The 21,450-nt window shown below is 65.4% G+C and carries 19 protein-coding genes; 3 read left to right on the forward strand and 16 right to left on the reverse strand.

Annotation, left to right across the window (positions count from 1 at the left end):
• Positions 1 to 407 precede the first annotated feature (407 nt).
• The 4 genes from ACFQ9V_RS13105 to ACFQ9V_RS13120 form a co-directional block, all read right to left on the reverse strand.
• The gene (locus ACFQ9V_RS13105) at positions 408 to 1,052 is read right to left on the reverse strand and encodes a hypothetical protein (protein WP_382459573.1); all 645 of its coding nucleotides are present in this window, start codon (positions 1,050 to 1,052) and stop codon (positions 408 to 410) included.
• A gap of 67 nt (positions 1,053 to 1,119) precedes the next feature.
• The gene (locus tag ACFQ9V_RS13110; protein WP_382459574.1) at positions 1,120 to 2,400 is read right to left on the reverse strand and encodes a hypothetical protein; all 1,281 of its coding nucleotides are present in this window, start codon (positions 2,398 to 2,400) and stop codon (positions 1,120 to 1,122) included.
• 11 nt (positions 2,401 to 2,411) lie between these two features.
• Complete coding sequence (locus tag ACFQ9V_RS13115) at positions 2,412 to 2,924, reverse strand: hypothetical protein (RefSeq protein ID WP_382459575.1); 513 nt, start codon at positions 2,922 to 2,924, stop codon at positions 2,412 to 2,414.
• A 5-nt stretch (positions 2,925 to 2,929) separates the two neighbouring features.
• Positions 2,930 to 3,130, reverse strand: a complete 201-nt coding sequence (locus ACFQ9V_RS13120; RefSeq protein ID WP_382459576.1) for a hypothetical protein — start codon at positions 3,128 to 3,130, stop codon at positions 2,930 to 2,932.
• 276 nt (positions 3,131 to 3,406) lie between these two features.
• Between ACFQ9V_RS13120 and ACFQ9V_RS13125 the strand changes: the two genes are divergently transcribed.
• The gene (locus ACFQ9V_RS13125) at positions 3,407 to 4,228 is read left to right on the forward strand and encodes a DUF2690 domain-containing protein (RefSeq protein WP_382459577.1); all 822 of its coding nucleotides are present in this window, start codon (positions 3,407 to 3,409) and stop codon (positions 4,226 to 4,228) included.
• Positions 4,229 to 4,367: 139 nt separating this feature from the next.
• On the opposite strand, the gene ACFQ9V_RS13130 is transcribed toward ACFQ9V_RS13125, so the two are convergent.
• Positions 4,368 to 6,563 carry a cell wall-binding repeat-containing protein gene (locus ACFQ9V_RS13130; protein WP_382459578.1) on the reverse strand — a complete coding sequence of 732 codons (2,196 nt, stop codon included), beginning with the start codon at positions 6,561 to 6,563 and terminating at the stop codon, positions 4,368 to 4,370.
• Positions 6,564 to 7,487: 924 nt separating this feature from the next.
• Here ACFQ9V_RS13130 and ACFQ9V_RS13135 point away from each other — a divergent pair.
• The gene (locus tag ACFQ9V_RS13135) at positions 7,488 to 7,736 is read left to right on the forward strand and encodes a tyrosine-type recombinase/integrase (RefSeq protein WP_382459579.1); all 249 of its coding nucleotides are present in this window, start codon (positions 7,488 to 7,490) and stop codon (positions 7,734 to 7,736) included.
• A 333-nt stretch (positions 7,737 to 8,069) separates the two neighbouring features.
• On the opposite strand, the gene ACFQ9V_RS13140 is transcribed toward ACFQ9V_RS13135, so the two are convergent.
• The 9 genes from ACFQ9V_RS13140 to ACFQ9V_RS13180 form a co-directional block, all read right to left on the reverse strand.
• Positions 8,070 to 8,825 (reverse strand): hypothetical protein, encoded by a 756-nt coding sequence (locus ACFQ9V_RS13140; protein WP_382459580.1) that lies wholly within the window; start codon positions 8,823 to 8,825, stop codon positions 8,070 to 8,072.
• Positions 8,826 to 9,317: 492 nt separating this feature from the next.
• On the reverse strand, positions 9,318 to 10,790 hold the full coding sequence (locus ACFQ9V_RS13145) for an APC family permease (protein WP_382459581.1): 1,473 nt from the start codon (positions 10,788 to 10,790) through the stop codon (positions 9,318 to 9,320).
• Positions 10,791 to 10,876: 86 nt separating this feature from the next.
• Complete coding sequence (locus tag ACFQ9V_RS13150) at positions 10,877 to 11,947, reverse strand: SIS domain-containing protein (protein WP_382459582.1); 1,071 nt, start codon at positions 11,945 to 11,947, stop codon at positions 10,877 to 10,879.
• Positions 11,944 to 12,723, reverse strand: a complete 780-nt coding sequence (locus tag ACFQ9V_RS13155; RefSeq protein WP_382459583.1) for an ATP-binding cassette domain-containing protein — start codon at positions 12,721 to 12,723, stop codon at positions 11,944 to 11,946. The genes ACFQ9V_RS13150 and ACFQ9V_RS13155 overlap by 4 nt, the downstream gene beginning before the upstream one ends.
• Entirely contained in the window at positions 12,720 to 13,946 is a 1,227-nt protein-coding gene (locus ACFQ9V_RS13160) for an alanine racemase (RefSeq protein WP_382459584.1), read from the reverse strand. Before ACFQ9V_RS13160 ends, ACFQ9V_RS13155 begins: the two co-directional genes overlap by 4 nt.
• Positions 13,947 to 13,956: 10 nt before the next feature.
• Complete coding sequence (locus ACFQ9V_RS13165; protein WP_382459585.1) at positions 13,957 to 14,937, reverse strand: ABC transporter permease; 981 nt, start codon at positions 14,935 to 14,937, stop codon at positions 13,957 to 13,959.
• The gene (locus tag ACFQ9V_RS13170) at positions 14,934 to 15,875 is read right to left on the reverse strand and encodes an ROK family protein (RefSeq protein WP_382459586.1); all 942 of its coding nucleotides are present in this window, start codon (positions 15,873 to 15,875) and stop codon (positions 14,934 to 14,936) included. The genes ACFQ9V_RS13165 and ACFQ9V_RS13170 overlap by 4 nt, the downstream gene beginning before the upstream one ends.
• 8 nt (positions 15,876 to 15,883) lie before the next feature.
• On the reverse strand, positions 15,884 to 16,972 hold the full coding sequence (locus ACFQ9V_RS13175; protein ID WP_382459587.1) for a phosphotriesterase: 1,089 nt from the start codon (positions 16,970 to 16,972) through the stop codon (positions 15,884 to 15,886).
• Positions 16,973 to 16,989: 17 nt separating this feature from the next.
• Positions 16,990 to 18,117, reverse strand: a complete 1,128-nt coding sequence (locus ACFQ9V_RS13180; protein ID WP_382459588.1) for a substrate-binding domain-containing protein — start codon at positions 18,115 to 18,117, stop codon at positions 16,990 to 16,992.
• 226 nt (positions 18,118 to 18,343) lie between these two features.
• On the opposite strand from ACFQ9V_RS13180, the gene ACFQ9V_RS13185 reads away from it, so the two are divergent.
• On the forward strand, positions 18,344 to 19,537 hold the full coding sequence (locus tag ACFQ9V_RS13185; RefSeq protein WP_382459589.1) for an ROK family protein: 1,194 nt from the start codon (positions 18,344 to 18,346) through the stop codon (positions 19,535 to 19,537).
• Between the two features lie 139 nt (positions 19,538 to 19,676).
• Here the strand turns inward: ACFQ9V_RS13185 and ACFQ9V_RS13190 are convergent, their stop codons facing one another.
• On the reverse strand, positions 19,677 to 20,444 hold the full coding sequence (locus ACFQ9V_RS13190; RefSeq protein ID WP_382459590.1) for a DUF2182 domain-containing protein: 768 nt from the start codon (positions 20,442 to 20,444) through the stop codon (positions 19,677 to 19,679).
• Between the two features lies 1 nt (position 20,445).
• Positions 20,446 to 21,051: a DUF1326 domain-containing protein gene (locus ACFQ9V_RS13195; RefSeq protein WP_382459591.1), complete on the reverse strand. Its 606-nt coding sequence runs from the start codon at positions 21,049 to 21,051 to the stop codon at positions 20,446 to 20,448.
• Positions 21,052 to 21,450 lie beyond the last annotated feature (399 nt).

The following is a 21,450-nucleotide window of genomic DNA, read 5'->3' on the forward strand; positions in this document are numbered from 1 at the left end:
GAGGGGCACGGGGGCGCTGTGCGACCTTCGTGCCCCTCCGGCTTTTTCAGAACGTGGGCCGTTTACAGAACCCACCACAGGGCTAGTTTCGCGGGAAGATTTCGTTCTCGCCTTTCCCGTGCCAGACCTTTTCCTCCGATCGACCCGAAAGGTCCTGTTGCCGACTGTGTTGCCCCGACCGTGGGGTCGGCGCGGTCGAACTGGTGGCATTACTCATCCAGTTAGTTTTGCATTCGGGATTCGATGACCTCGCCTGCGAACTGAAGACTCTCAACACTTCAGATGTGGTCTACTCGCTTACTAGGCCGGATTCGCATCGTTTGAGAACTGACCCACCGTTGACCTCCGCCACCGTTGGCCGCAAGAAGCAGGATTCGGCGATGCTATGAAGGTGCTCGCGATGGGGCTCAGCTCCCCTGGACGACGATCCTGGTCTGGACTGGCGGTGACGCCGGCGCGTGTGTGGTTGGGTCTCCGAGGAAGAACTGGCTGATGGTCGCGCCGGCGGTGACGAGTCCGGTCATGTCGGCGCTCCGGGTGATCGTCTGACCACCGTCCAGCGGCGGGTCCTGGATGTTCGCCTGTGAGCACACAGTCGCGCCGGCGATAACCACGCACGGGATGCGCCCGGTCCGCCCCACTTCGAGCCCGCGGACTGAACACTGGTCGTGGTGAAGGTGATGGACACATTGAGCGGCGCTGCAGGAGTACAGGTCGTCGATGGTGCCCCATGTTGGGGTGGCGTAAGCAGGGAAGCCGATGACCTCGCCGTCACCGCCCTGGGTCTGGATCGCGGTCACGAAAGCGGCGGCTTCCGCCTGCGCCTTCTGATCCCATGTGGCCCTGTCGGCAGTGTCCTGCGCTTTCGCCGCCGCCTTCGCGGCTGCTTCCTTCGCCGCGGCGTCCTTCGCGGCCTTCGCCTCCGCCGCGGCCTCAGCCTGCGCTTTCACGATGGCCGCGTGATGTGCCGCGGCGACCGCCTGATCATGAGCGGTCGCCTGCGCTTGGGCGACTCCGGCAAATGCGGCCGTGGCCACAACCGCGACGACCACGGCAACCGCGGTGATCCAAACCGGTCGGCGCCGCCACCACACCGTTGATGTCTTCGATGAGGTGCTTTCACTGGCAGATGACGTCAGGCCAGCCGGACATCGAAACAAACCATTGGGCGCTCCACGACTCGGTCTGTGTCTGGCAGCCGTGATCGCCCTTCCAGTCGCCGTTGTACATGGACTCCCCGAAGAAGACGTAGATGGACGTTGGCGTGTTCAGCTGAGTCAGCGCGTCACCTGCTTCCGGGAGGCTTCCGAGCCTCAGCGCCGCGTTCGGCATCGCGAGCGTCTGGGTGCCGTCCGGGGTGAGGGCCGCTTTGTCGAGGCTCCCGAGGTCCACCCCGCAGTACGTGCTGGTGCTCCCGTTCCTGGTATAGATACTGCCCCCGCGGCCGGACCCGCAGACCGCCGAGCTCGCCGGGTAGACCGCGACGACCGTCATGGGTGGGGTTGTCGTGTTCCGCTGCGCGGTCGTGTTCGTCACCGTAGCGTTAAGCGCTGCGACGGAGACGGGGTTCATCTTCCCGGGAGCGGCGTTAGCGACGTCTTTCGTCCACGGTTGGAGCGTTCCGTTGATGGTGGCTTTGGCGGTGTATCCCTGCTGGTCGGTGATGCTCACCGTGGTGGTGAATGTGGCAGCGAGCCCCTGCGAGAGCATCTTCGTCGGGTCCTGCGCGCCCGTGCCAGTTTTCGATGCTTTCAGGATGGCGTCGGCTTTCTCGGAGTAGATGTTGAACTCGATCTGGGCCTGAGCGCCTTGCGTGTATTCAGGGATGATTTTCGGGTTCCACCCCCACTTGGTCGAGACGCCGTCCACCTGGCTGAGTGTGCCGCCGGTCCAGTCGGTGAAAGACTCCGGGAGGTCGAAATTCAGTCCGGTCTGGTCAGTCGTCTGTGGGGTGACGCCGGCGTCACTGGTGACTGCCGGTGTGCCGCCCGCGGACACCGCCCACGCGGCGAGCTCTTTCGCATTCTGCTTCCCAGGGGAACCAACGTTGAAGTACCACACGGCGATTTGGCGGTAGGTATTGGTGGAATTATTCGATGTGTGGACGTCCCCGTCGATGTAGGCGCAGCCACCGTCGGGGAGCGGCTTCGCGACCTGCCCGGCGAGCAACTTGAAGTCGATGGCGACGTACTGGTCGGGTTTGTCGAGAAATGACTTGCCGAGATCTTTCCCCGTGGGGCACCCGGTTGGCGCCGGGTAGGACACCGGGGTGGCGGACGCGCTCGGTGACGGATCGGTTGCCCCGAGCGTGGTTGGTCCGGCGCACGCTGCGAGACTGACGACGAATACGGCAGAAATGACGGTGGTAAGCGTCTTCCTGGCGGCCGGGCGAATTGGCATGGGGCTAACTCCTACGCGGGTGCGGAAGCTGACTCGGTGAACGTAGCGTTGGCGTCGATCGCGAGGATGCTCTCCCGGATTCGTGCTTCCAGGAACCGCATCTCTTTGATGTTGGCGACGATGCCGTCAGAGAGGGTCCAGTTGGTGATGACGTAGACGCCGAGGGTGCCTTCGCCGTTCGGTTGGAGTCGGAGTGTCGAGCGGAAGCTGGATCCGACTTTGCTTCCCATCGCGAACGTCACACCGTCGTCGGTCGCGGACTCGATGTACATCTGGGCGATGACGGCGGATTGAACACCTGTGGGGAGGTCTGTTCCGACGCGGACTGCATGAGCGACCTTGGCCGAGGAGCTCAGGGTGTCGATGTTCAACGCGGTTGAGACAAGGGTCTGACCTTCCTGGTGTGAGCCGCGGAAGAGGACCTTCTGGTTCGCCTGTTTCCAGGCGCCGTTCTTCGCTTTCAGGATGACCCAGCCGATCCCGAACAGAACGAGTACGCCGATGATTCCGGAGATGGCATCCATATCGGTCAGCCCTTCAGCGAGTCGGTGTACAACTTCCGGCCGTAGGCAATGGTTCCAAGCCCTACGGCGAAGATGACGAAGTAGAAGATGAACAAGGCGATCAAGGTGGTGCCGATCGCCATGAGGATTGCACCGACGGCGGCGATGACCCCGCCGATGACTTGGACGATTGTGGCGCGGCGGGCGGCTTCGCTTCGGGTGCTCATCGAGCGCCTCGTGACCGCGGGGCGCTGGCCCGGCCGGTTCGGGTCTGGTCGGGGTAATCTGAGAACTGTTTCATGAGCACTCCTCATTCGGGGTGGAGAGGTGTCTCATCTATAGGGGGAAACCGCGTCCGGAAACGTCCGGACGGAATTTCTGAGCGAAGTTCTGTCCCGCGAAGACGGCGTACCGTCCGTCCGGCTTTGTCCGGAATGCTAGGAATGTGCCACCGACCCAGCTCATGGGTCGCACCAGCCGTAGTTCCAACCCGAGGAGCTCCAATGTCCGATGGCGCCACCCCACCCGTTGATACCGTCGAGCAGTTCGCGGCCGACCTGCGCCTCCTGCGCGTGTCCGCAGGCAGCCCCACGCTCGCGAGCCTGCAACACTCCACCGGGATCTCCCGTACCGTCCTCTCAGACGCGTTCACCGGCAAGCAGCTCCCGTCCGCCCGCACGGTGGACGGCATCGTCCGAGCGTGCAAGGCCGACCCGGTGGAGTGGCTGCGACGCAGAGACCATCTCGCCACGAAAGTGATCGCATCGGAGGCAGCCCCGAAGCCGGTCGTGCGCCGGCAGCCGAAGCGTGTGCATTGGGTCGTCGCGGTACTCATCGGACTCGCCGCGTTCGCGCTGGGCGCCGGCACCAGCAACGTCGTCACCACCACGGCCATGCAGGGGCAGGTGAACACGTTGAAGAAGCAGCTCGCGGCCGCAGGCCCGGTGAACCCGCACGCGCAGATCCAGGTGCGCAGCGGGGTGGACCCGGCGATGACCCCGTGCGTGAACGACGCGAAAGTCTCAGCGTCCGAAGACCGCCCGCACAACACGCGCATCCAGATCATCTGGTCCAACAAGTGCTACGCCGGATGGGCGCGAATCGCGCGGTACGACGGGCTGGAGCAGGGCAACGAGGTCAAGGTTTCCATCTATCCCGAGACGGCCCCGAAGGGACCGGACCGGCAGGATGCGACCGAGCCGGGAGTGCAGGGCGCGTACACGACCTTGATCGTGCGCCCGTCTCCTCAGACCAGGCTGTGTGCTGTCGGCAGCATCACTGTCGGCTCCCAGACCATCAGCCTCGGCGACCCGATCTGCACCTGACATCCCGAAGGTGGTCTTGGCGATGACACTTGCCGGTCTATTCGTCCGGCAATGGGTTCATCTCAGAATTCGGCGTGGCGACGCGGACTGCGCTCACCGGATCAACACGATATGGAGACGCGCCGAGCGCAGTCGGCTGTTAGTTCCGCCGGTAGGGCGAATAGTTTGAGGCTCCGGACCAGCTCGGCCAGTACGGATAGGGCACGACCTGAATGAAGGTGTAGCCTTGCGCTCCGTTCTCCTCCCAGGAGGTGTATTTGGTGTGGGAAGCGTCCGTCCAGCCCATGAAGATCGCGACATGTCCGTTGTCGCCGGCGGCGGAATTCAACATGAAGTCACCGGGCTGGAGTTGATCCTTGCTGATGGGATGCATGACCTGTGGAAGGGTGACGGTGGTATAGCTGGACGGAAGTCCGAGTGCCATCGAGACAAAGCCCGAGCAGTCTTCGCGATAGGTTCCGTACTGGTTTGAGTAGCTGAGCCGCTGGTTGTAAGGGACTTTCGCATCGATCCACGACTTCGCGCGTGTGATCTCATCGCTACTCACCGTTGGCGGCGGTGGCGGAGCGGCGCAGGCGGGGGTGACCGGGTTGTTGCTGCCCGTCTGAATGTCTACGTCCGCGACCCAGTATCCGTCACTCACCTGGTACCAGAGGCTGTCGTATCCTCCGGGGAAGGACCCACTGAAATAACCCTTCACCGCTTGACCGGTGACGTAGCACGAGAGAGTAAGCCTAGAGCCCGCTGTGTAGACACCGTTCTGGGTCGAGTTGAGAGTAGCGCTGGACATGCGCTGCGTGGTTGCCATCACTGTGGCGTTTGTCGTATCGGCAACTGGCTGGTCTGCGCAGGCTGGGACAACGGGGTCGAGCGTGCCGGTCTCGATGTCAACATCGGCAGCGTAACTGCCGTCGCTGATCCGATACCAGAGGTTGTCCCAGCCGCTGGCAAAGGACGAACTGAAGTAGCCCTGTACGGACTGCCCACGTTGGTAGCAGATCAATGTGAGCACAGTGCCAGCCTGGTACCAACCGATCTGTGTCGAATCAAGATTCGATGCGCTCATTCGTTGCGTGGTCGCGGCGACGGTTCCGGTGACCGTCGGGGTCGCAATGGCAGCTGTTGGAGCGCTGGACACTGTTGCGGAGATGTAGCCGGGTGCGGAGCCGGTGACTGCCACGCTCAACGTTTGGCCGATGTTGATGCTGGATACTGTGTAGGTCGGCGACGTGGCACCACCGAGAGCGATGCCGTTCGTGTACCACTGGTAGGCGAAAGTGGCCGCTTGCGGCGCCCACGAACCGGGAACCGCGGTGAGCGTGTTTCCATACGCGGCGGTGCCGCTGATCGTCGGTGTTGGAGTCGACGAGAACGGTAGCGGGGATGTCTCCGGGTCACAGGAGGTGAGTGACGCGATGTTGTCCGACAAGACGTTCACTCCTCCTAATAGGGTGACGCGGCTCACACCGAGGGTTGCGATGTCTGCAAGCGTTGCCGAGGGAACACACCCTGGCGGCACGGTGAACAGCGGGGCGTGGTTTGAGCCCGCCAAGGCAGCGCCTGCCAGCGCGTCTGGGAACTGATACCCCGTGGCGAGGAACGCAGACGTGCTGCTGGTGAAGGCCGCCTGCGCGATGAGATGACTGGTGGCGAATCGGTCCGCTCCGGCAAGGCGATTGACGTTGGAGGCGCCGAGAAGATTCGTCAGGCTTGACGCGAGCCCCGCGCTCACGGCGTTGAGTCCGCCCACGATCGTCGCCTTTTGGGTGCCCAACGTGATTAGCAGCGAAAGAGATGCCGAATCGAGTGTGTCCGCGTCACCATTGACAAGGACAACGGGTACACCACCGGCCCCCGCAGCCGCCGACGCGGAGAGCGCATCCGGGTAATTCTGGCCCGTCGCAATGTACACCTTCTGGGCCGATGGGAAGGCCGCTGCGACGATCTGCCGGGCGGTGTCGTATCGATCAATTCCGGCGATTCGAGTGATCGACGCCGTCGGGGCGGCGGCCTCCAGTTGAGTTTGAACAACAGGCGAGATCGCGTTGCTTCCACCGACGATGACAACTTTGGAGGGCTTTAGCGCCGAGATCTCGGATGAGACTTCGCTCGGAAGTCCGCCCGGGGCAGTGAGAAGCAGTGGGCCGCCGAGCTTGGCGGCCGCCGGCCCGGCGCCCAACGCGTCGGGATAGTTCGTGCCTGCAGCAACGTAGACCACTGGCGCGCCAGACGGGTAGCCGGACTGGGCGATGGCTACCGCAGTCTCGTACCGATCTGATCCAGCGAGTCGCGTGACGCTCGGAGCCGACTGTGCGTACGCCTCCTGTGCAGTCATAGCCAGCATGCCGGATGCGGAGGTCGCGACAGCGATTGTTATCGCGCACAAACGAACGAGACGCAGCAGATGATTCCTGCTGGTCCGGCCTTCCACACTATCTCGCGACGGAATCACTTCTTCTCCCTTGATCAGCGGTGATGACCGCACCGATGACTTCTACGATGCCCGCGCGGCGAGCGACTTCGCTGCGGGCGCTCATCGACAGTTTCCAGGCCGCGGGACACCCGCCCGGCCTGTTCGGGTCCAGTCAGGGATGCCTGAGAACTGTTTCATGAGCACTCCTCATTCGAGCTCGCGAGGTGTCTCATCTATAGGGGAATCCCGCGTCCGGAAACGTCCGGTCGGAATTTCCGAACGAAATTCCGTCTCACGAAGACGGCATAGCATCCATCCGGCTTTGTCCGGCATGCCAGGAATATGCCCCCGCTCAGATAATGGGCCGCCCCATCCGCAGTTCCAACCGAGGAATTCCAATGTCCGATGGCGCCACCGCACCCGCTGATACCGTTGGCGACCCGCCAATGACGAACACCCCACCGATGGGCCAGTAGACGTCCTCGGGCTCATGCCCAGGTCCTTCGCGATGGAGGACGGGGACTCACCACCAGCCCGGCGCTTCTCGACCATCTTGCGCTCGGCCTTCCGCTCGGTGGTGCCGGCCGGGTCAGCCTTGGCGGGCTTCGCCGCCTCGTGGGGCGCTTCGTTCGGTGAGAACGACCTCCAGGCGAATTCTGAAGCGAAGCTGTCGACGCAGCAGGTGAGACATCCCGTCTCACCTGCGCTGCCCGATTGGGGTACGTGCCACGGTCGCAGTGGAGCGATAGCCTCCGGGCATGGCGAACCAATACCAGGCGCGCCTGCGGCTCGGCTCGGCCTGAGTGCAGACCGGATTTGTTTTCACCATCGAGCTGGGCACACCGCGTGATCCCCGCAACTTCCTGCGCTCCCTCAAGCTGGCGGCAAAGAAGGCGGGGCTGGCTACCACCGTGGGCCTGCACACCCTTCCGCTACTCGGCGGCGTCCACGATGCTTGCCGGTGGCATCCCTCTGAAGGTGGTATCCGAGATTCTGGGACACTCGTCGGTTTCGATCACCGGAGACATCTACCGCCACGTCTCCCCCGAGGTCTCCGCGACCGCGATGGACTACCTGAGCACCGCCTTCGCCTGAGAAACGGTAGTGGTAACCCTCTAGGGCGCGAAAAAGGGCCGCCGTGGGTTGCTCCAAAACGGCCCTTTACCAGGTGTTTTACTGCGTGGGCTGTTTACGAAACCTGACGACCTCCGACTGCCAGAGGCATTCCGTCATCGTGTTTCCTCTGACCCTCAGGAGATTTTCCTCCAACCCGTTGCTACCGAGCGTGGCCCACCCCGCTGCCGTGGCCATTTGGGCGACGCCGACCGCTGCCGGACAACGCCGGCTACGGCTGCGAGTATGTCACCCCGTACGTTTTCGTCCTCAGCAGCTACGGGCTCAGCATCAGCCGGCAGGACGCAGATTCGATCAAGCAGACGTTGAGCGACCGCCCGTAACCCCATCCCGGATGGCGTCCCACCGGGGATCGGTCCCGTCATCTCGGAGGCCGTGCACCTCGATGAAGTACTGCCAGCAAGCGCCCGCCAGAGCCGTGGCGTCCAGAGCCGGAGCCACCGCCGCGATCGCCTCGGTCAAAGCTTTTCGGGTTCGATCCAGGACGACGGTGAAATCACTGAGCCGCGGCTCCCACCCTTTCTTCGCAACCGGTTCAGCCGCCCCGAGAGCCATGTACGCGTAGCCTCGGTCGTTCATCGCGAAGTAGACGGTGTCCGACGAGAGATCGCCGAAGTCGAGCGCCCACAGGACGGGGGTCCGTTCCGCGCTCCATTCGGGGATCATCGCCTCCACGAGGTAGTTCGTTGCGTACCTCACTGGTTCGACCAGGCCGTAAAAGAAGCTATCCGTGTCGTCTCCCACCCAGAAATCCCAGCACGGGTCGTCCACTGAAAGGGAGTAGGTCCGTTCGTGCTCCCTATGGAACCTCGACGTCGGCTGCTCCAAGAATTCTTTGGAACGGATGACGGAGAGGGCGGCCCGCAAGCCATCTTTCCTACCGACGAGCTTCGCTGGCTTGTCCTCCTCGTCGAGGACGGAGACGAGTTCCATCCCGGTGCGCACGTTCGAACGAGCGAGCACTCGCACTGCGCCCACGTAGTTGGTTTCCGCTTCGACCTGCGCCTGCTTCACCGCTTCCAGCATCCGCTCGCGCTCACGGATCTTCATCGCGCGCCTCCCTTGACCTATCAGGTCTACGCCCCCGGGATTCGCTTACGCCATATCGAAAGACGACGGCGCCGAACCCATCAGCTTTGGACGAAGGCCCGGCGCGGCTGGCGAGACTTTCGCCGCATGTAACTCATGTGGTGCCACACCGGCACCGTTCCCAACCGAACGGAATCCACATGAACCTCATCGCAACAACACTCCCGAGATCCGCCGCCCTGGTGTTGCCGTTTAGTTCCGGAAACTCCTCACGCCAATGTGCCCAGTTCCTGCCCACTCGAAGCCCTTTCCAGGCAAAGAAAGACCCCGGAACCGTTGAAGTTCCGGGGCTTGTGGTGGGCTGTTTACAGAACCCACGGTGACGCAGTTCACCAGGGTCCCAGGGAAGGGCTTTCCTCCGCGAGGGTCACGATTTTCCTCCAGCTGCAGGTCGGGCATCGCTGGTTCGCCACGTCCGCCCATTGCACGCGGCGCCGGAACCCGCTCGCTCGATCACTCGTCGAGAGCCGGAACCCGATCCTCGTCGGAGCGCGCCGCTTCGGCCCCAGGCGACGCCTCTTGCGGCATCACGTGGGCGAGCCGTTCGGGTGAGCGGCGGTTGATGGAGGCGACGTAGATCAGTGATCCGACGATCCAGGCACCGATCAGGCACGGGGCGATGAGGTTGGGCATCGGTGGCAGGGGCACAAGCTGTCCGTACAGCGGCACGAGCATGATCAGCGATCCGACGGAGGGGATGATCGCGTGCTTCAGCCACGAGAACTCGGCGCGGTGATCACGGCGGTAGAAACGCGTGACGCCGAAATTCATCAGGATGTACACGATGACCATCACGATTCCGAGGACGGTTCCGGCGAGGCCGTAGACGCCGAGGGGGCCGATGATGGCGCCGACGATAAGGGTGACCGCGAGCGAGAAGGCCATGTAGATCCACAGCGCCGCCTGGGGGATGCCCTTACGGTCGGTGCGGCCGAGTCCGGATGGAAGGATGCGGGCGCGGCCGAGGGAGAACATGATGCGCACAGCCGCGTTCGAGCCGGCCACCACGTTGGCGAACTGGCTCGCCAGGATCGTCAGGGAGATGATCCAGCTGATGCCCCAGTAGCGAGTGCTGAGAGTGACGAGCGGGGTGGCATCCGCTTGCAGTTTGCCGATGTGCTCGGCGCCGAAACCAGTGACGATCGCGTAGCAGGCGAGGACGTAGAACAGTCCGATCACGATGACGCCGGTGAACAGTGCGCGTGGGATCGTCTTGGAGGGCTGCCGGGCCTCCTCACCGAGAGTCGCGGCGGACTCGAAGCCGATGAAGTACAGGATTCCCCAGAGCATGCCCACGCTGAGTCCGGATACGCCGACACCGCCTGCCGACGGCATGAAGGGAGCAGCCGAGAGTCCTGAGTCGCCTCCGTGGCCCAGGATCGTGCCGAAGAGGCCGAGCAGGACACCCACCTCGATGACGAGGAAGATCAGTGCTGCGCGGGCGGATTCTGCGATGCCGCGGCTGTTGATGAACCAGATGACGGCGGCATACAGGACGGAGAGCACCCACCAGGGGATGTCCACCTTGGTGAGGGTGACGATGAAGTCGGAGGTGAAGTACCCGATCGCCGAAAGCAGCATTGGCGCGACCATCACGTATCCGAGAAGGAGAAGGAGACCGGTGAAGGTTCCGCCCTTCGGCCCGAATGCGCGCGCGTTGAAGCTGAGCGCGAAACCCGCCGACGGAACCTTGCGTGCGAACTGCGAGATGGTGTTCGCCACCAACAGGCACGCCACCAGCGCCATGAGCATGGACAGCGGAAGGTTCAGGCCGGCCCCTCCTGCCGCGGGCTGTGTGTTGAACGCTATCGACGTGGCCGGGCCCATGAACGCCATGCACATGGCGACGGCGCCGACCACGCCGATCGATCCGGTGCGCAGCGAGCTGTGCTGGGCCGAGCCTTGGGGAGGCTTCGGTGCATTCATATCGGGTTTCCTTCGTTCGGGTGAATTGGCGGGGGTTCGGCCGAGTCGCAGCGTCAGGTGGTCCGCTGCGGGAGCTGGTTCCGGATTCAGGTGGTCTTCGTGACTTTGCTCAGGCCTGCTGGCGAATCGGGGTCGAGGCCGCGTCGCAGCGCAAGCTCGAGGGCCATCCGCTGGAGGGGAATGATCTCGACGAGCGGAGCGAAGGCCACGTCGGTGGTCGAGAGCGGGAAACGCGCCTGCGCCTCGTCGACAGAACCGCTGCCGACTTCGACCACCTGACCGCCGAGACCGTTCGCGGCGCGGGCGAAATCGACAACGGAGTCCCGGCCGGCCTGCCCCGTCGTGAGCACGACGACGGTGGTGCCGGGGATCACCTGGCCGAGCGGTCCGTGAGTGGCGTCGGCCGCGCTCCAGCCGGATGCAGCGATGGAGTTGGTCTCCATCAGCTTCAGCGCCCCCTCCTTCGCGGTGGCCATGGAGTAGCCGCGCCCGGCGACGAGCACCCGCTCGACTCCGTCGAGCGCACGGACGAGCCCGTCGATCGATGCTTCGATGGCGCGCTGCGCGAGCTGCGCCGCGGATTCCACGCGCTGCTCGAGTTCGTTCCAGCCGAGACCGGACGCCCGCAAGACGATCAGGGCGATGGCGAGCAGCTCGGCCGTGTACGTCTTCGTCGCCGCCACCGAGAGCTCCGGGCCCGCGGAGAGCGGAACATGCACGCGCCCGAGGCCCGCGAGCGTGCTTTGCGCGTGGTTGGTGATCGCGATGACAGGAACTCCCGTGTCGCTGATCGCCGTGACGGTGGAGAGCAGATCGGGCGACTCACCTGACTGGGAGACGGCGATCGCGACGGCCTTCGGGTAGCGGAGGGTGCTGTTGAACGCCGTGACGGTCGCTGGCGTCGCGAGCATCGCCGGGATGCCGAGCACGTTGTGGACGAGGTACTGGCCGTACATCGCGGCATGGTCGCTGGAACCGCGCGCCACGAACACCAGCAGTTCGGGGCGCTGCTCGCGGATGACGGACGCAGCCGTGTCGATGGCGTCACGTTCTCCCCCGAGCAACTCCGACCAGCGCTGCGGCTGCTCGGCGATCTCGGCGCGCATGTGCGCACCCGGTGCGGTGGAAGCCGGTGCGTTGGAAGGACGAGCGGTCATGAGCTGAGCCCCGTGATCAGAGAGACGATGTCGTTGTGAGAGGTTTCGGCGACCCGCCGGGTGCCGACCTGGGTTCCGCGCCGGAGCACCGTGACACGGTCGGCGATTCTGAACACCTGGTCCATGTTGTGGCTGACGATCAGCACGGCCGCGCCGCGCGCCTTCAGCTTGAGGATCACATCCTCGACCCTGGCCGTTTCCGCGACGCCGAGAGCCGCCGTCGGTTCGTCCATGAGCACCAGGCTGCTGGCCCAGTGGGTCGCACGAGCGATGGCGATGCCCTGGCGCTGACCACCGGACAGGTCGCTCAATGCTGCCTTGGCCGACGGGATGCGCACGTCGAGTTCGTCGACGAGCGCCTGTGTTCGGGCAGCCATCTGTTTGCGATCGATGGTGCCGAAAGGCTTCTTGCGCAGTTCGCGCCCGAGGAACAGGTTCATGTACACCGGCTGGAGGTCCACGAGAGCGAGATCCTGGTAGACCACCTCCACCCCCTTCGTACGCGCGTCGGACGGATCACGGAAGGTGGTGTGCTCGCCGTTCAGCCAGATCTCGCCTTCCGTCGGCTGATAGAGGCCGGAGATGATCTTCACCAACGTGGACTTGCCTGCGCCGTTGTCACCGACGAGCGCCACGATCTCGCCCGGCTCGACCTCCAGGTCGAATCGCTTGATGGCGACGACCCCGCCGAAGTGCTTGCTGATGCCGTTGAGGACGAGGGGCCTGGTGCCTTCGGTGCCCGGAGTCGGCACGGAGGCCGGTTCTGCGATGGTCATGCTGTCCTTCCTGTTCCTGCTGCTGCGTCCGAGAGGGAAATCGGCGCGGAGCCGTCCGCCGACCAGATCCCGGCGACGACGGGGTTGCTGGTGGAGATCCCCGAGATCCCGGCTGTGAGCCCGCGGGTCACGAAGACCTGAGGGCGGAAGCCGAACAGGACGGTGTCGCCCGGCTGCGCCGTGTGGCCATCGAGAGGGACGGTGGCGTAGTAGTCGATCGCTTCTGGGGCCGGCATATCGACGCGCAGCTCCGGCGCATCCACCGGGTCCGTCTCCGGAGCGCAGAACAGTGCTGTCGTTTCGGCGCCGCCGAGCACGGGGTCGACGTACAGGCCCCCACCGAAGACGTACGCGTCGCCGTTCCACAGATGGGAGACCTCCGACACGTAGGCGATGGCGGGCTCTTCGATCAGGTCTCTCGCGGCGTGCAGTGGGGTCGTGCCGGTCAGTCCGTGACCGGGCTCCACTTGCGTCGCCCCTGCCTCGGCCAGCGTCGACAGGATCGACACCGAGGTCGTTCCCGGGGCGTTCACCTGGATGTCGCGTCGGCCGGCGCGCTCGAGGGCCTCCCGCGCGCGAGTGAGGGTGCCCAAGTTGGGCGTGGAGCGGGCGGTGCCGGTCGTTGCGTCGAAGAGCGTCGCGGGGAAGCTCGTGATACCCGCGAAGCGCACGCCGGGTATCGCGTCCACACGGTCGGCGGCAGCGACAACGTCGGCCGCGTCGAATCCCCCCTCGTGACCGCGGTAGAAGCGGTCGCCGGGCGCGGCGATGCGCAGCAGCACATCCTGTACCCGGCCCCGCGCGAGCGCGGCCGCACCGGCCTCCGCCGCCTTCGTCTCGGAGAAGACCGTCCAGTACAGGGGCTCGAGGGCGGCCGCGTCGTCTGCGCGATGCCGGGGAATCTGAACCAGGTGGCCGAGGTGACCCGCCTGCAGACCGCCCGAGGCGGCGGCGATCGCGCATTCGAGGTCGACGCCGACGGCGTGGGTGATGCCGCCGGCGCCGATCGCCCGGGAGGCGTCAGGGTTGCGGCCGATCTGCTTGGTCATCGCGAACGGCGTGAGTCCCAGCCGGGCGGATTCGGCGGCCAGCGCTGCGGCGTTACGACTCACCGCGTCCAGGTCGATCACGTAGGTGTTCGGCGGAAGCTGGCCGTTCTGGTGAAAGTGAGCCGCTGCCGTCAGGAGGGCCGGATTGCGGCGGCGGAGGAGATCCAGGAACATTTCGTGCGACCTAACTGCTCTTCTTTGCGCGGAGGGAGAGGGAGACGGCGATGAGGATGATGATCCCTCGCACGATCATCTGCTGCGCCACATTCAGACCGCCCAGGAGCAGACCGTAATTGATCATGCTCATGAACAGACTGCCGACGAGGGCGCCGATGACCGAGCCTTTTCCGCCGGTGAGCGCCGTCCCGCCCACGATGACGGCGGCGAGCACGCTCATCAGATCCGAGCCGCCCAGTGTGTAGGTGGCGCCGGAGAGACGACCTGCGTAGAGCAGCCCCGCTAGGGCTGCCGACACACCGCTCAGGATGAACACGGCCATCTTCAGACGGTTCACCCGGATTCCGCTGACGGCGGCGGCCGACGACTTGTTGCCGACGGCGAGCACATGCGCGCCGAACGCCCGCTGGCGAAGCACGTGCCAGCCGATGGCGACCACGAGCGCAGTCCACCAGATCAGGATGGGGATGCCGAGCGGCGTGCCGCCACCGAAGATCCAGCTGAACACCGGCTCGGTGACCGGCACGGACTGCAGGTTGGTCGACTGCTGGGCAAGGCCCGTGACGAGGCCCATCGTCGCAAGCGTCACCAGGAAGGAGGGCAGCCGGACGAGAGTGATGAAGAGTCCGTTGATGAGCCCGATCGCCGCTCCGATGGCGACGCCGGCCAGCGCCGCGAGCCACCATTGGTGGGTGGCCTGGAGGGTCACGGCCGAACCCAATGCGGCGAGGGCGACGGTGGATCCGATCGAGAGGTCGATCTCGCCGATGGAGAGCACGAACACGGTGCCCACCGCCATGACGGTGATCGGTGCGGCCTGCGTGATGATGTTCACCAGCGTCGTGGCGTTGAGGAAGTCGCCGCCCTGCGTGACGGCGAAGTACACGAACACCACTACGAAGCCGATGTAGACGACGTATTGGCGCCAGTCGATCGTGCGCACGAGCTCACCCGGCGTGCGCCGGGTGTCAGGCGTCGTCGTTGTCATGATGTCTCGCTTTCTCTCTGCTGAAGTGCGGTATCGATGGCGAGGCGGATCGCGCCCACGATGGGCGCGTCCCCGCCGAGTTCACTGATGCAGACCTCGAGGTCTGCGCGGCCCAGCCGGTGCAGCCACTGGCGGATCGGGCCGAGCAGTTCGGCACGCGTGCCGATCCCTCCGCCGAGCACGAACGTCCCGGGGTTCACGACGGCGTCGACAGTGACCAGCGCGTGCGCAAGCCATTTCGCTTCCTCGTCAAGGGAATGGAGTGCGTTCGGGTCGCCGTTCGCGGCCCGTTCGAACACGTCGGCCGCGTCGAGGTGGGCCTCTCCGGAGAGAGCCGCGGCACGGCGGCCGATCATCTCGCCCGCGACCGCCTCCTCGAGCGGCCCGCGGTGCTGATTGGCGGGGTCGAGCGGGTCTGTTCCCATCGGGATGTACCCGATCTCGCCTGCCCCGCCGTTAGCGCCGACCCAGAGCCTGCGTCCGAGTATCAGGCCGACTCCGATGCCCGTGCCGACCGAGACGAAGGCGAAGCTGTCGCGGTGCAGGCCGATTCCCGCGTGCAACTCTCCGATGGCGGCGATGTTGACGTCGTTCTCCAGAATGACGGGGTGCCCGAGTTCGGCGGCGACGTCCTCGACGAGACTGAAACCATCCAGGTCCCCGAGGTTGGGGGCACGGTGGAATTGCCCCCCGGCACTGTCCGGGACGCCGGCGCCGCCGATCGCGGTGCTGACGACGCTCGACGGGTCCGACCCGACTGCCGACGCCAGCTCCTGCACCAGCCTCACCAGTTGGGAGACCAGCGCGCGGCCACCCTCCGGTGCGGTCGGTTCCGTGAGGACGAATCGGATGCGTCCGTCGAGCCCGGCGATCCCGGCGCGGATCTTCGTTCCTCCGAGGTCGACTCCGACCGCGAGCCTCCCGTCGTCGACGCCCACGGACCCGTTCACCGGATCTCCAGAACGCGCGCAGGGTTCTCCGCGACGAGCCGCTCGCAATCCGCCTCGGAGACGCCCCGTTCCTGGAGCGCCGGGACGAACACCGCACCCAGGTAGGAGTAGCCGTCGACCCCGTGGGTTCCCGGGTTCATCCACACTTCAGCCCCGGTCAGGTCTTGGGCCAGGAGGATGCGGTCCGTGTACCCGAGCGAGACGAGCCAGGCCACGAGATCCGCCCGCCCGGCATCGGAGCGGTGGAAGGAACGCTTCACGAACTCGCCATCGGGGCGCGGGTCGGGCGCCGGCTCGAGGAAGAAGTCCCAGTTCTCTTTGCCCACCGTGTCGATCGCGATGCGCGCGCCTGCGTCGATCACCTCACGCACCAGCTCCCGGCTCAACTGGGTGTCCATGTGGCCGATGACGACCCGATCGAAGTCGACGCCCTCGGACCGGAGGATGTCGAGCTGTTCGAACGCCTTCGTGCCGTGGGTGGTGTGCGTCATGATCGACAGCCCCGTCTCGCGCTGGGCTCGCGCGACGGCTCGCAGGCACTTCTCCTCGTGAGCCGTGATCTCGCCGAGGCTGGTCGCCTGCTCTCCGAACACGCCGGCACGAACACCGGAGTCGCCGATCCCGACCTCCACGTCACGGATGAGGCGGGCGGTGAGTGCGTCGAGGTCGGCCTCGAGTGTCCAGCCGGGCGAGTAGCTCTCGAGGTAGATGGAGGTCCCCGAGACGATATGCAGACCCGAACGGCGGGAGATCTCTGTCAAGAGGCCGACATTGCCGCCGTCGGCGTCTCGACCGGCCACACCGTAGGGGCTGAGATCCACGACGGTGCCGAATCCGAGCTCGCGGAGTCCGGCGAGAGATTCGACGGCACGGTCCACCGCATCGGCCCTCGTCCCGCCGGTGAGCCATGGCCCGGGTGTGAGCGAAAGCAGGTGTTCGTGCGGCATGACTCTGCCCAGCTGATCGGCTGGAACAGGGCCGAGAACCGTCGTGACGTGGCCTGACATCGTGAATCTCCTTGCTGGTGGTACGGAATGACCGGTATCGGGGAGCCGGTGGGGGTGGCCGCCGGATGCGGTGGCCACCCCGTTCGAATCGTGTTTCAGCCGCCGGTGACGCTCGAAGGCGGCTTCGTGCCGTAGTCGGCCTTCCAGCCCTGGTCGAGGTTGGACTTGGTCACCTTCGCCGGGTCGGACGCGACGAGAGCGGGAGCCGTCTTGCCCAGCACCCCGTAGGCGCTCGCCAGAGCCAGGCCCTTTCCGACGCCGACGGAGCCGTTGCCGACCATGCCGGCGACGTTGTTGCCGGACACCATCGCGGCGCCGAGCGTCGTGTCGAGGTCGTTGGTGACGAGCTTGATGTCCGTGCGACCGGATGCCTTGATCGCAGCCAGGACTCCCTGGGCTGCGGTGGCCCACGAGACGTAGATGCCCTTCATGTCGGGATGCTTGGCGATCATCGCGGCTGCGATGGTCTGCGTCGCGTTCTCGTCGGCGAAGCCCTCGCTGTCGACGATCGACATCTTCGGGTACTCGTAGGCCAGCCAGTCCTTGAAAGCCTTGTCGCGCTGGTTGGTGAACCAGAAGTTGGCGTTGAAGGACAAGTAACCGACTTCACCTTGCTTGCCCAGGGCGTCGCCGAGAATCTCTGCGTCGTCTCGTCCGGCCTCGGTGAGGTTCTCCGTCACGATCGACACGAATTCTTTGCCGGCGGTGTAACCGGCCGGCGGCGTCGTCATGATGACCAGCTTGGTTCCCGCTGCGACGGCAGGCTGGAACGCCTTCGCCGCCGAGGTGGGGTCGACGGCGATCGTGACGATGATCGACGGATGCAGCGCCAGCACGGTCTGCAAGTTGTTCGCCTGCGTCGCGGCGTTGAAGTTGGCCTGGGTGCTCGCCACCACCTTGATGCCGAGCTTCTGGAATTCCGCCCGAGCGCTCTTCTCGACGGCGTTGACGAGATCCGAGGTGGTGTGCCAGACGAAAGCCGCCGTGTAGTTCCCGGCCTTCACCTTGGCCTGCTCAGCACTGGTCAGGGCCAGTTCAGACAGCGCGCCCGGCTTCTCGCCGTTGGGGCCGGTGAAGGCGAGGCTCGGTTTCGCGGCCGGAGCGGACGAAACCGTGCTGCCGCCCGCGCCGCCGGAGCAGCCGGCAAGCGCGAGTGAGAGGACGAGAGCGCCCGCCGCAGCGGCGCGGAGACCGAAGCGGTGGACGAGCGGTGCTGAGCTCATGACGGTGTGACCTTCCCGATTACCGAGTGGATGCGATTGTCGGTGGCGGCCCGGAATCGTGGTCCCGTCACCGTCGACTGACCTATTTTGATTTCATTCTGCAATCAAAGTCAAGTGCGATCTCCGGGGATCACCCCGGATGAGCCGCTTCGCTCCGCTTTTCGTGACGCATGCACCCCGCTTCTGGCATAGTTTTGAGTGCAGGCTGAGCGCAAAGGAGGGGGCCATGGTTCTCGATACGCGGGAGTTGAACCGCAACGCTGTCCTCACGCAACTCATGCGCGACCGGCCGGCCAGCCGCAAGGCGCTCTCGGAGGCATCCGGCATCTCCGCGGCGACCGTCACTCGCGCGGTCGACATCCTCATCGGTCAGGGCATTGTCGCCGAGACCACCGAAGTCGTGTCCGCCAACCGTGGACGGCGAGCCATCCACCTCGATGTCGTCGCGCACCGCGAATACGTCATCGGGATCGATGTCGGGGCGTCGAACACCCGACTGATCGTCGCGGACCTGCTCGCGAATCCGGCCCTCGCGCTGGAAGTCTCAACACCATCCGGCATGGACGAATCGGCTCTCGCCTCCTGGCTCGGCTCGCAACTGCGGGAAGCGGCCGGCGACCTGTGGGATCGCGTCTCGCACATCTGCATGGGGTTGCCTGGCGCGGTCAGCGAAACCGACCGCAGCGTGTCCAACGCGCCGAACATGCCGCAGATCGAAGCCCCCGGCTTCCTCAGCCATGTCGAAGCGCTCGTCGGAATTCCGATCAGGTTCGACAACGATGCGAACTACGCTTTGCTCGGCGAGCAGCATTTCGGCGCCGCGCGCTCCGCATCCACCGCCGCGATGCTCACCGTCGGCGCCGGTTTGGGCGCCGGTCTGGCGATCGACGGCCGCATCCTCCGGGGCGACCGCGGACTCATCGGCGAGTTCGGGCAACTTCCGGTCGGCCCGCTCGGGACGCGCCTCGAACACATGGTCTCGGGCAGCGGCATCCTTCGGCGCGCGGCGGAGGCCGGCATCGTTCTCGATGATCCATCCGGGCTGTTCCGAGAGGATGCGCCGCCGGCGGTCCAGTCACTCCGCGCCCATTTCGATCAGGCTCTGCTGATCGTCCTGGCCGCTGCGACCGTATCCTGCGATCCCCAGGTGATCGTGCTCGGTGGAGGCATCTCGAAGTCGCTCGCCTCCACGCTGGACCGATATCAGGTCGCGCTGCAACAGAACCTCCGGGCGTCCCCGCGACTCGCCGTCGCCGAGCTCGGCGACTTCTCCGGGGCGGTCGGCGCTGTGGTCGCCGCACTCCAGGACGCGTACGTCGAGATGGGCGTCGAAGAGGGGGCCGCTCTGGCACTTCCGACCGGGGGTTCCTTGGTCGACTCCGCCATCCAGAACGCCCGGCCGAGTCGCGTCGCGCAGTGACTCGCTGTTCTACCCGCGCCTGGCGAAACTGCAGCGCGACCTCCTGGAGAAGGAGTCGCCCCAGGAGGAGACCGAGGACGCCATCCACCACCACAACGAGATCCGTGATGCGATGCCGGCTCGGGCGGTCGCGGCTGCCTCACATGGTGGGAGCCATATACAGGCCGGGTAGAAGCCACGGGAACGCGGGCACGAAGAGCGCGAACACGATCAGCAGCGCACCGGTGACCCGGCTGAAGATCCGACCGTGTTTCCAGGTCTTCTCCAGGAGGATGGCGGCGGTGAGCGCCGCCATCCACACCAGATTCATCACCCCGACCGCGATGAGGACGACCATCAGGCCCCAGCAGCAGCCGATGCAGTACGCGCCGTGGTAGACGCCGACACGCACATCCCGGAACCGTCCCTTGTAGCCGGAGACATGCAGGAGGAACGCCATCGGTGAGCGGCAGTGCCTGAGGCAGAAATCCTTCAGCGGCGTCAGCTGGTAGATGCCCGCGGCGACGATCAGCGCCGCACCGATCCAGGGCGCGATCGCCGGGGAGCTCGAGCTCAGCTGCGCGCCGAGCAGCGCGGCACCGTAGGCGAGGACCCCGAAAGCGGCCCACGCCAGAAGGTAGCCGACCACCAAAGCCACAGTGCGGGCTGTCCGAGCGAAGCGACTACCTGCCGCCCGGATGGACCTGAGGTACATCGAGGTGAGAGGAGCCAGCGCGGGCAGCATCATCGCGGCCATCATCAGCGTCCATGCCGCCAGGAAGCCCGCCAACCCCAGTCCCATCGTCCCCGGGCCGGCAGGCATGCCTGCGAAGCTCACGATGGTGAAGTACCAGGCCACGAGGGCGCAGCCGACCAGCGCCGCCAGCGCGACACGGTTGCTCGCGGCTACGAAGCTGCGCCCTGCCACCTCACGCCGACCACGCGAACGGGGCCGAGAACGAGTTCTTCCCCGCGTTGTCCCAGGTCATCCCGAGCACGTCGACGTTCGCGGTCACTGCATGGCCCGTCGCGAGAGTGTCCGCCGGGAACCCGACACCGCTGACTCTCACCCCCAGCCCGGTGGCGTCCAGCGGCGAAACGAAGTCCTCCACCGCCAGCTCCACCGCGTTTCCGATGCGGACCGTGTGCTTCTTGCCGTCGTCGGCGTACGCCATCTCCAGCGACTCCATGCCTGCCATCTCGCCGATCAGCGGAGCCAGCGCGGCCATCGGTCCGCCCAGCTGTCCGCCGAAGACGGCGCCGAGGGCTTCGGCCTGGGGAGGTGACGCGGCCGAGTCCATCAAAAGCCCGAGCTTCCAGTTCCCGTCACCCATCACGGGCGGAGTATCGGCCACGATCCCGACGGTGAGGCCGCCGACATCGACACCGTTGATCTCCCCCGTCGCGACATGGAACGCCAAGGCCACCTGGCAACGCTCGGTATCCGCCGGCGCTGAGAGGCCGGACGTCGTGCACGGGCAGATCATGTCGCAACTGCAGTTCTCGAAATACGTTCCTTCGATGTGCCAAGTCATCGCAGACTCCTCCCGCTGGAACCTGACAGCGGAATTGTGCTCCCTTGACAGACGAGTGGCAATATCCAGGCAGCGACTTTCGCGGGTAGACCTCACCCGGGTCGGCCTCGTCCCGTGGAAAACCGGCTCCGTAGCCGTCCTGCGCGCAAAGAGGAGCCATTCTGCGCAAGCTGACGCTGCAGTATGGCATTGTTCTCCACGCCCGTCACCAGGCTGCGCCCCACCCGCTCCCCCAAACGCCGGTCCTCGCAGAGCGAGGCCCAGCGCCCGGGGCCCCTCGCGGGCGGGGACCCCATTAGTCAGCAGCGAGTTCTGAAAAAGCCGGAGGGGCACGGGGTCGCTGTGCGACCTTCGTGCCCCTCCGGCTTTTTCAGAACGTGAACGTGAACGTGGGCCGTT

It is taken from the genome of Leifsonia sp. NPDC056665 (genome assembly GCF_042791795.1).
In the GTDB taxonomy this organism is placed as follows: domain Bacteria; phylum Actinomycetota; class Actinomycetes; order Actinomycetales; family Microbacteriaceae; genus Leifsonia.

Excerpts from the sequence above, each read along its gene's own strand:
- ACFQ9V_RS13110 (WP_382459574.1), bottom strand. The coding sequence starts at position 2,400 with ATGCCAATTCGCCCGGCCGCCAGGAAGACGCTTACCACCGTCATTTCT.
- ACFQ9V_RS13115 (WP_382459575.1), bottom strand. The coding sequence starts at position 2,924 with ATGGATGCCATCTCCGGAATCATCGGCGTACTCGTTCTGTTCGGGATC.
- ACFQ9V_RS13120 (WP_382459576.1), bottom strand. The coding sequence starts at position 3,130 with ATGAGCACCCGAAGCGAAGCCGCCCGCCGCGCCACAATCGTCCAAGTC.
- ACFQ9V_RS13125 (WP_382459577.1), top strand. The coding sequence starts at position 3,407 with ATGTCCGATGGCGCCACCCCACCCGTTGATACCGTCGAGCAGTTCGCG.
- ACFQ9V_RS13130 (WP_382459578.1), bottom strand. The coding sequence starts at position 6,563 with ATGACTGCACAGGAGGCGTACGCACAGTCGGCTCCGAGCGTCACGCGA.
- ACFQ9V_RS13140 (WP_382459580.1), bottom strand. The coding sequence starts at position 8,825 with ATGAAGATCCGTGAGCGCGAGCGGATGCTGGAAGCGGTGAAGCAGGCG.
- ACFQ9V_RS13145 (WP_382459581.1), bottom strand. The coding sequence starts at position 10,790 with ATGAATGCACCGAAGCCTCCCCAAGGCTCGGCCCAGCACAGCTCGCTG.
- ACFQ9V_RS13150 (WP_382459582.1), bottom strand. The coding sequence starts at position 11,947 with ATGACCGCTCGTCCTTCCAACGCACCGGCTTCCACCGCACCGGGTGCG.
- ACFQ9V_RS13155 (WP_382459583.1), bottom strand. The coding sequence starts at position 12,723 with ATGACCATCGCAGAACCGGCCTCCGTGCCGACTCCGGGCACCGAAGGC.
- ACFQ9V_RS13160 (WP_382459584.1), bottom strand. The coding sequence starts at position 13,946 with ATGTTCCTGGATCTCCTCCGCCGCCGCAATCCGGCCCTCCTGACGGCA.
- ACFQ9V_RS13165 (WP_382459585.1), bottom strand. The coding sequence starts at position 14,937 with ATGACAACGACGACGCCTGACACCCGGCGCACGCCGGGTGAGCTCGTG.
- ACFQ9V_RS13180 (WP_382459588.1), bottom strand. The coding sequence starts at position 18,117 with ATGAGCTCAGCACCGCTCGTCCACCGCTTCGGTCTCCGCGCCGCTGCG.
- ACFQ9V_RS13185 (WP_382459589.1), top strand. The coding sequence starts at position 18,344 with ATGGTTCTCGATACGCGGGAGTTGAACCGCAACGCTGTCCTCACGCAA.
- ACFQ9V_RS13195 (WP_382459591.1), bottom strand. The coding sequence starts at position 21,051 with ATGACTTGGCACATCGAAGGAACGTATTTCGAGAACTGCAGTTGCGAC.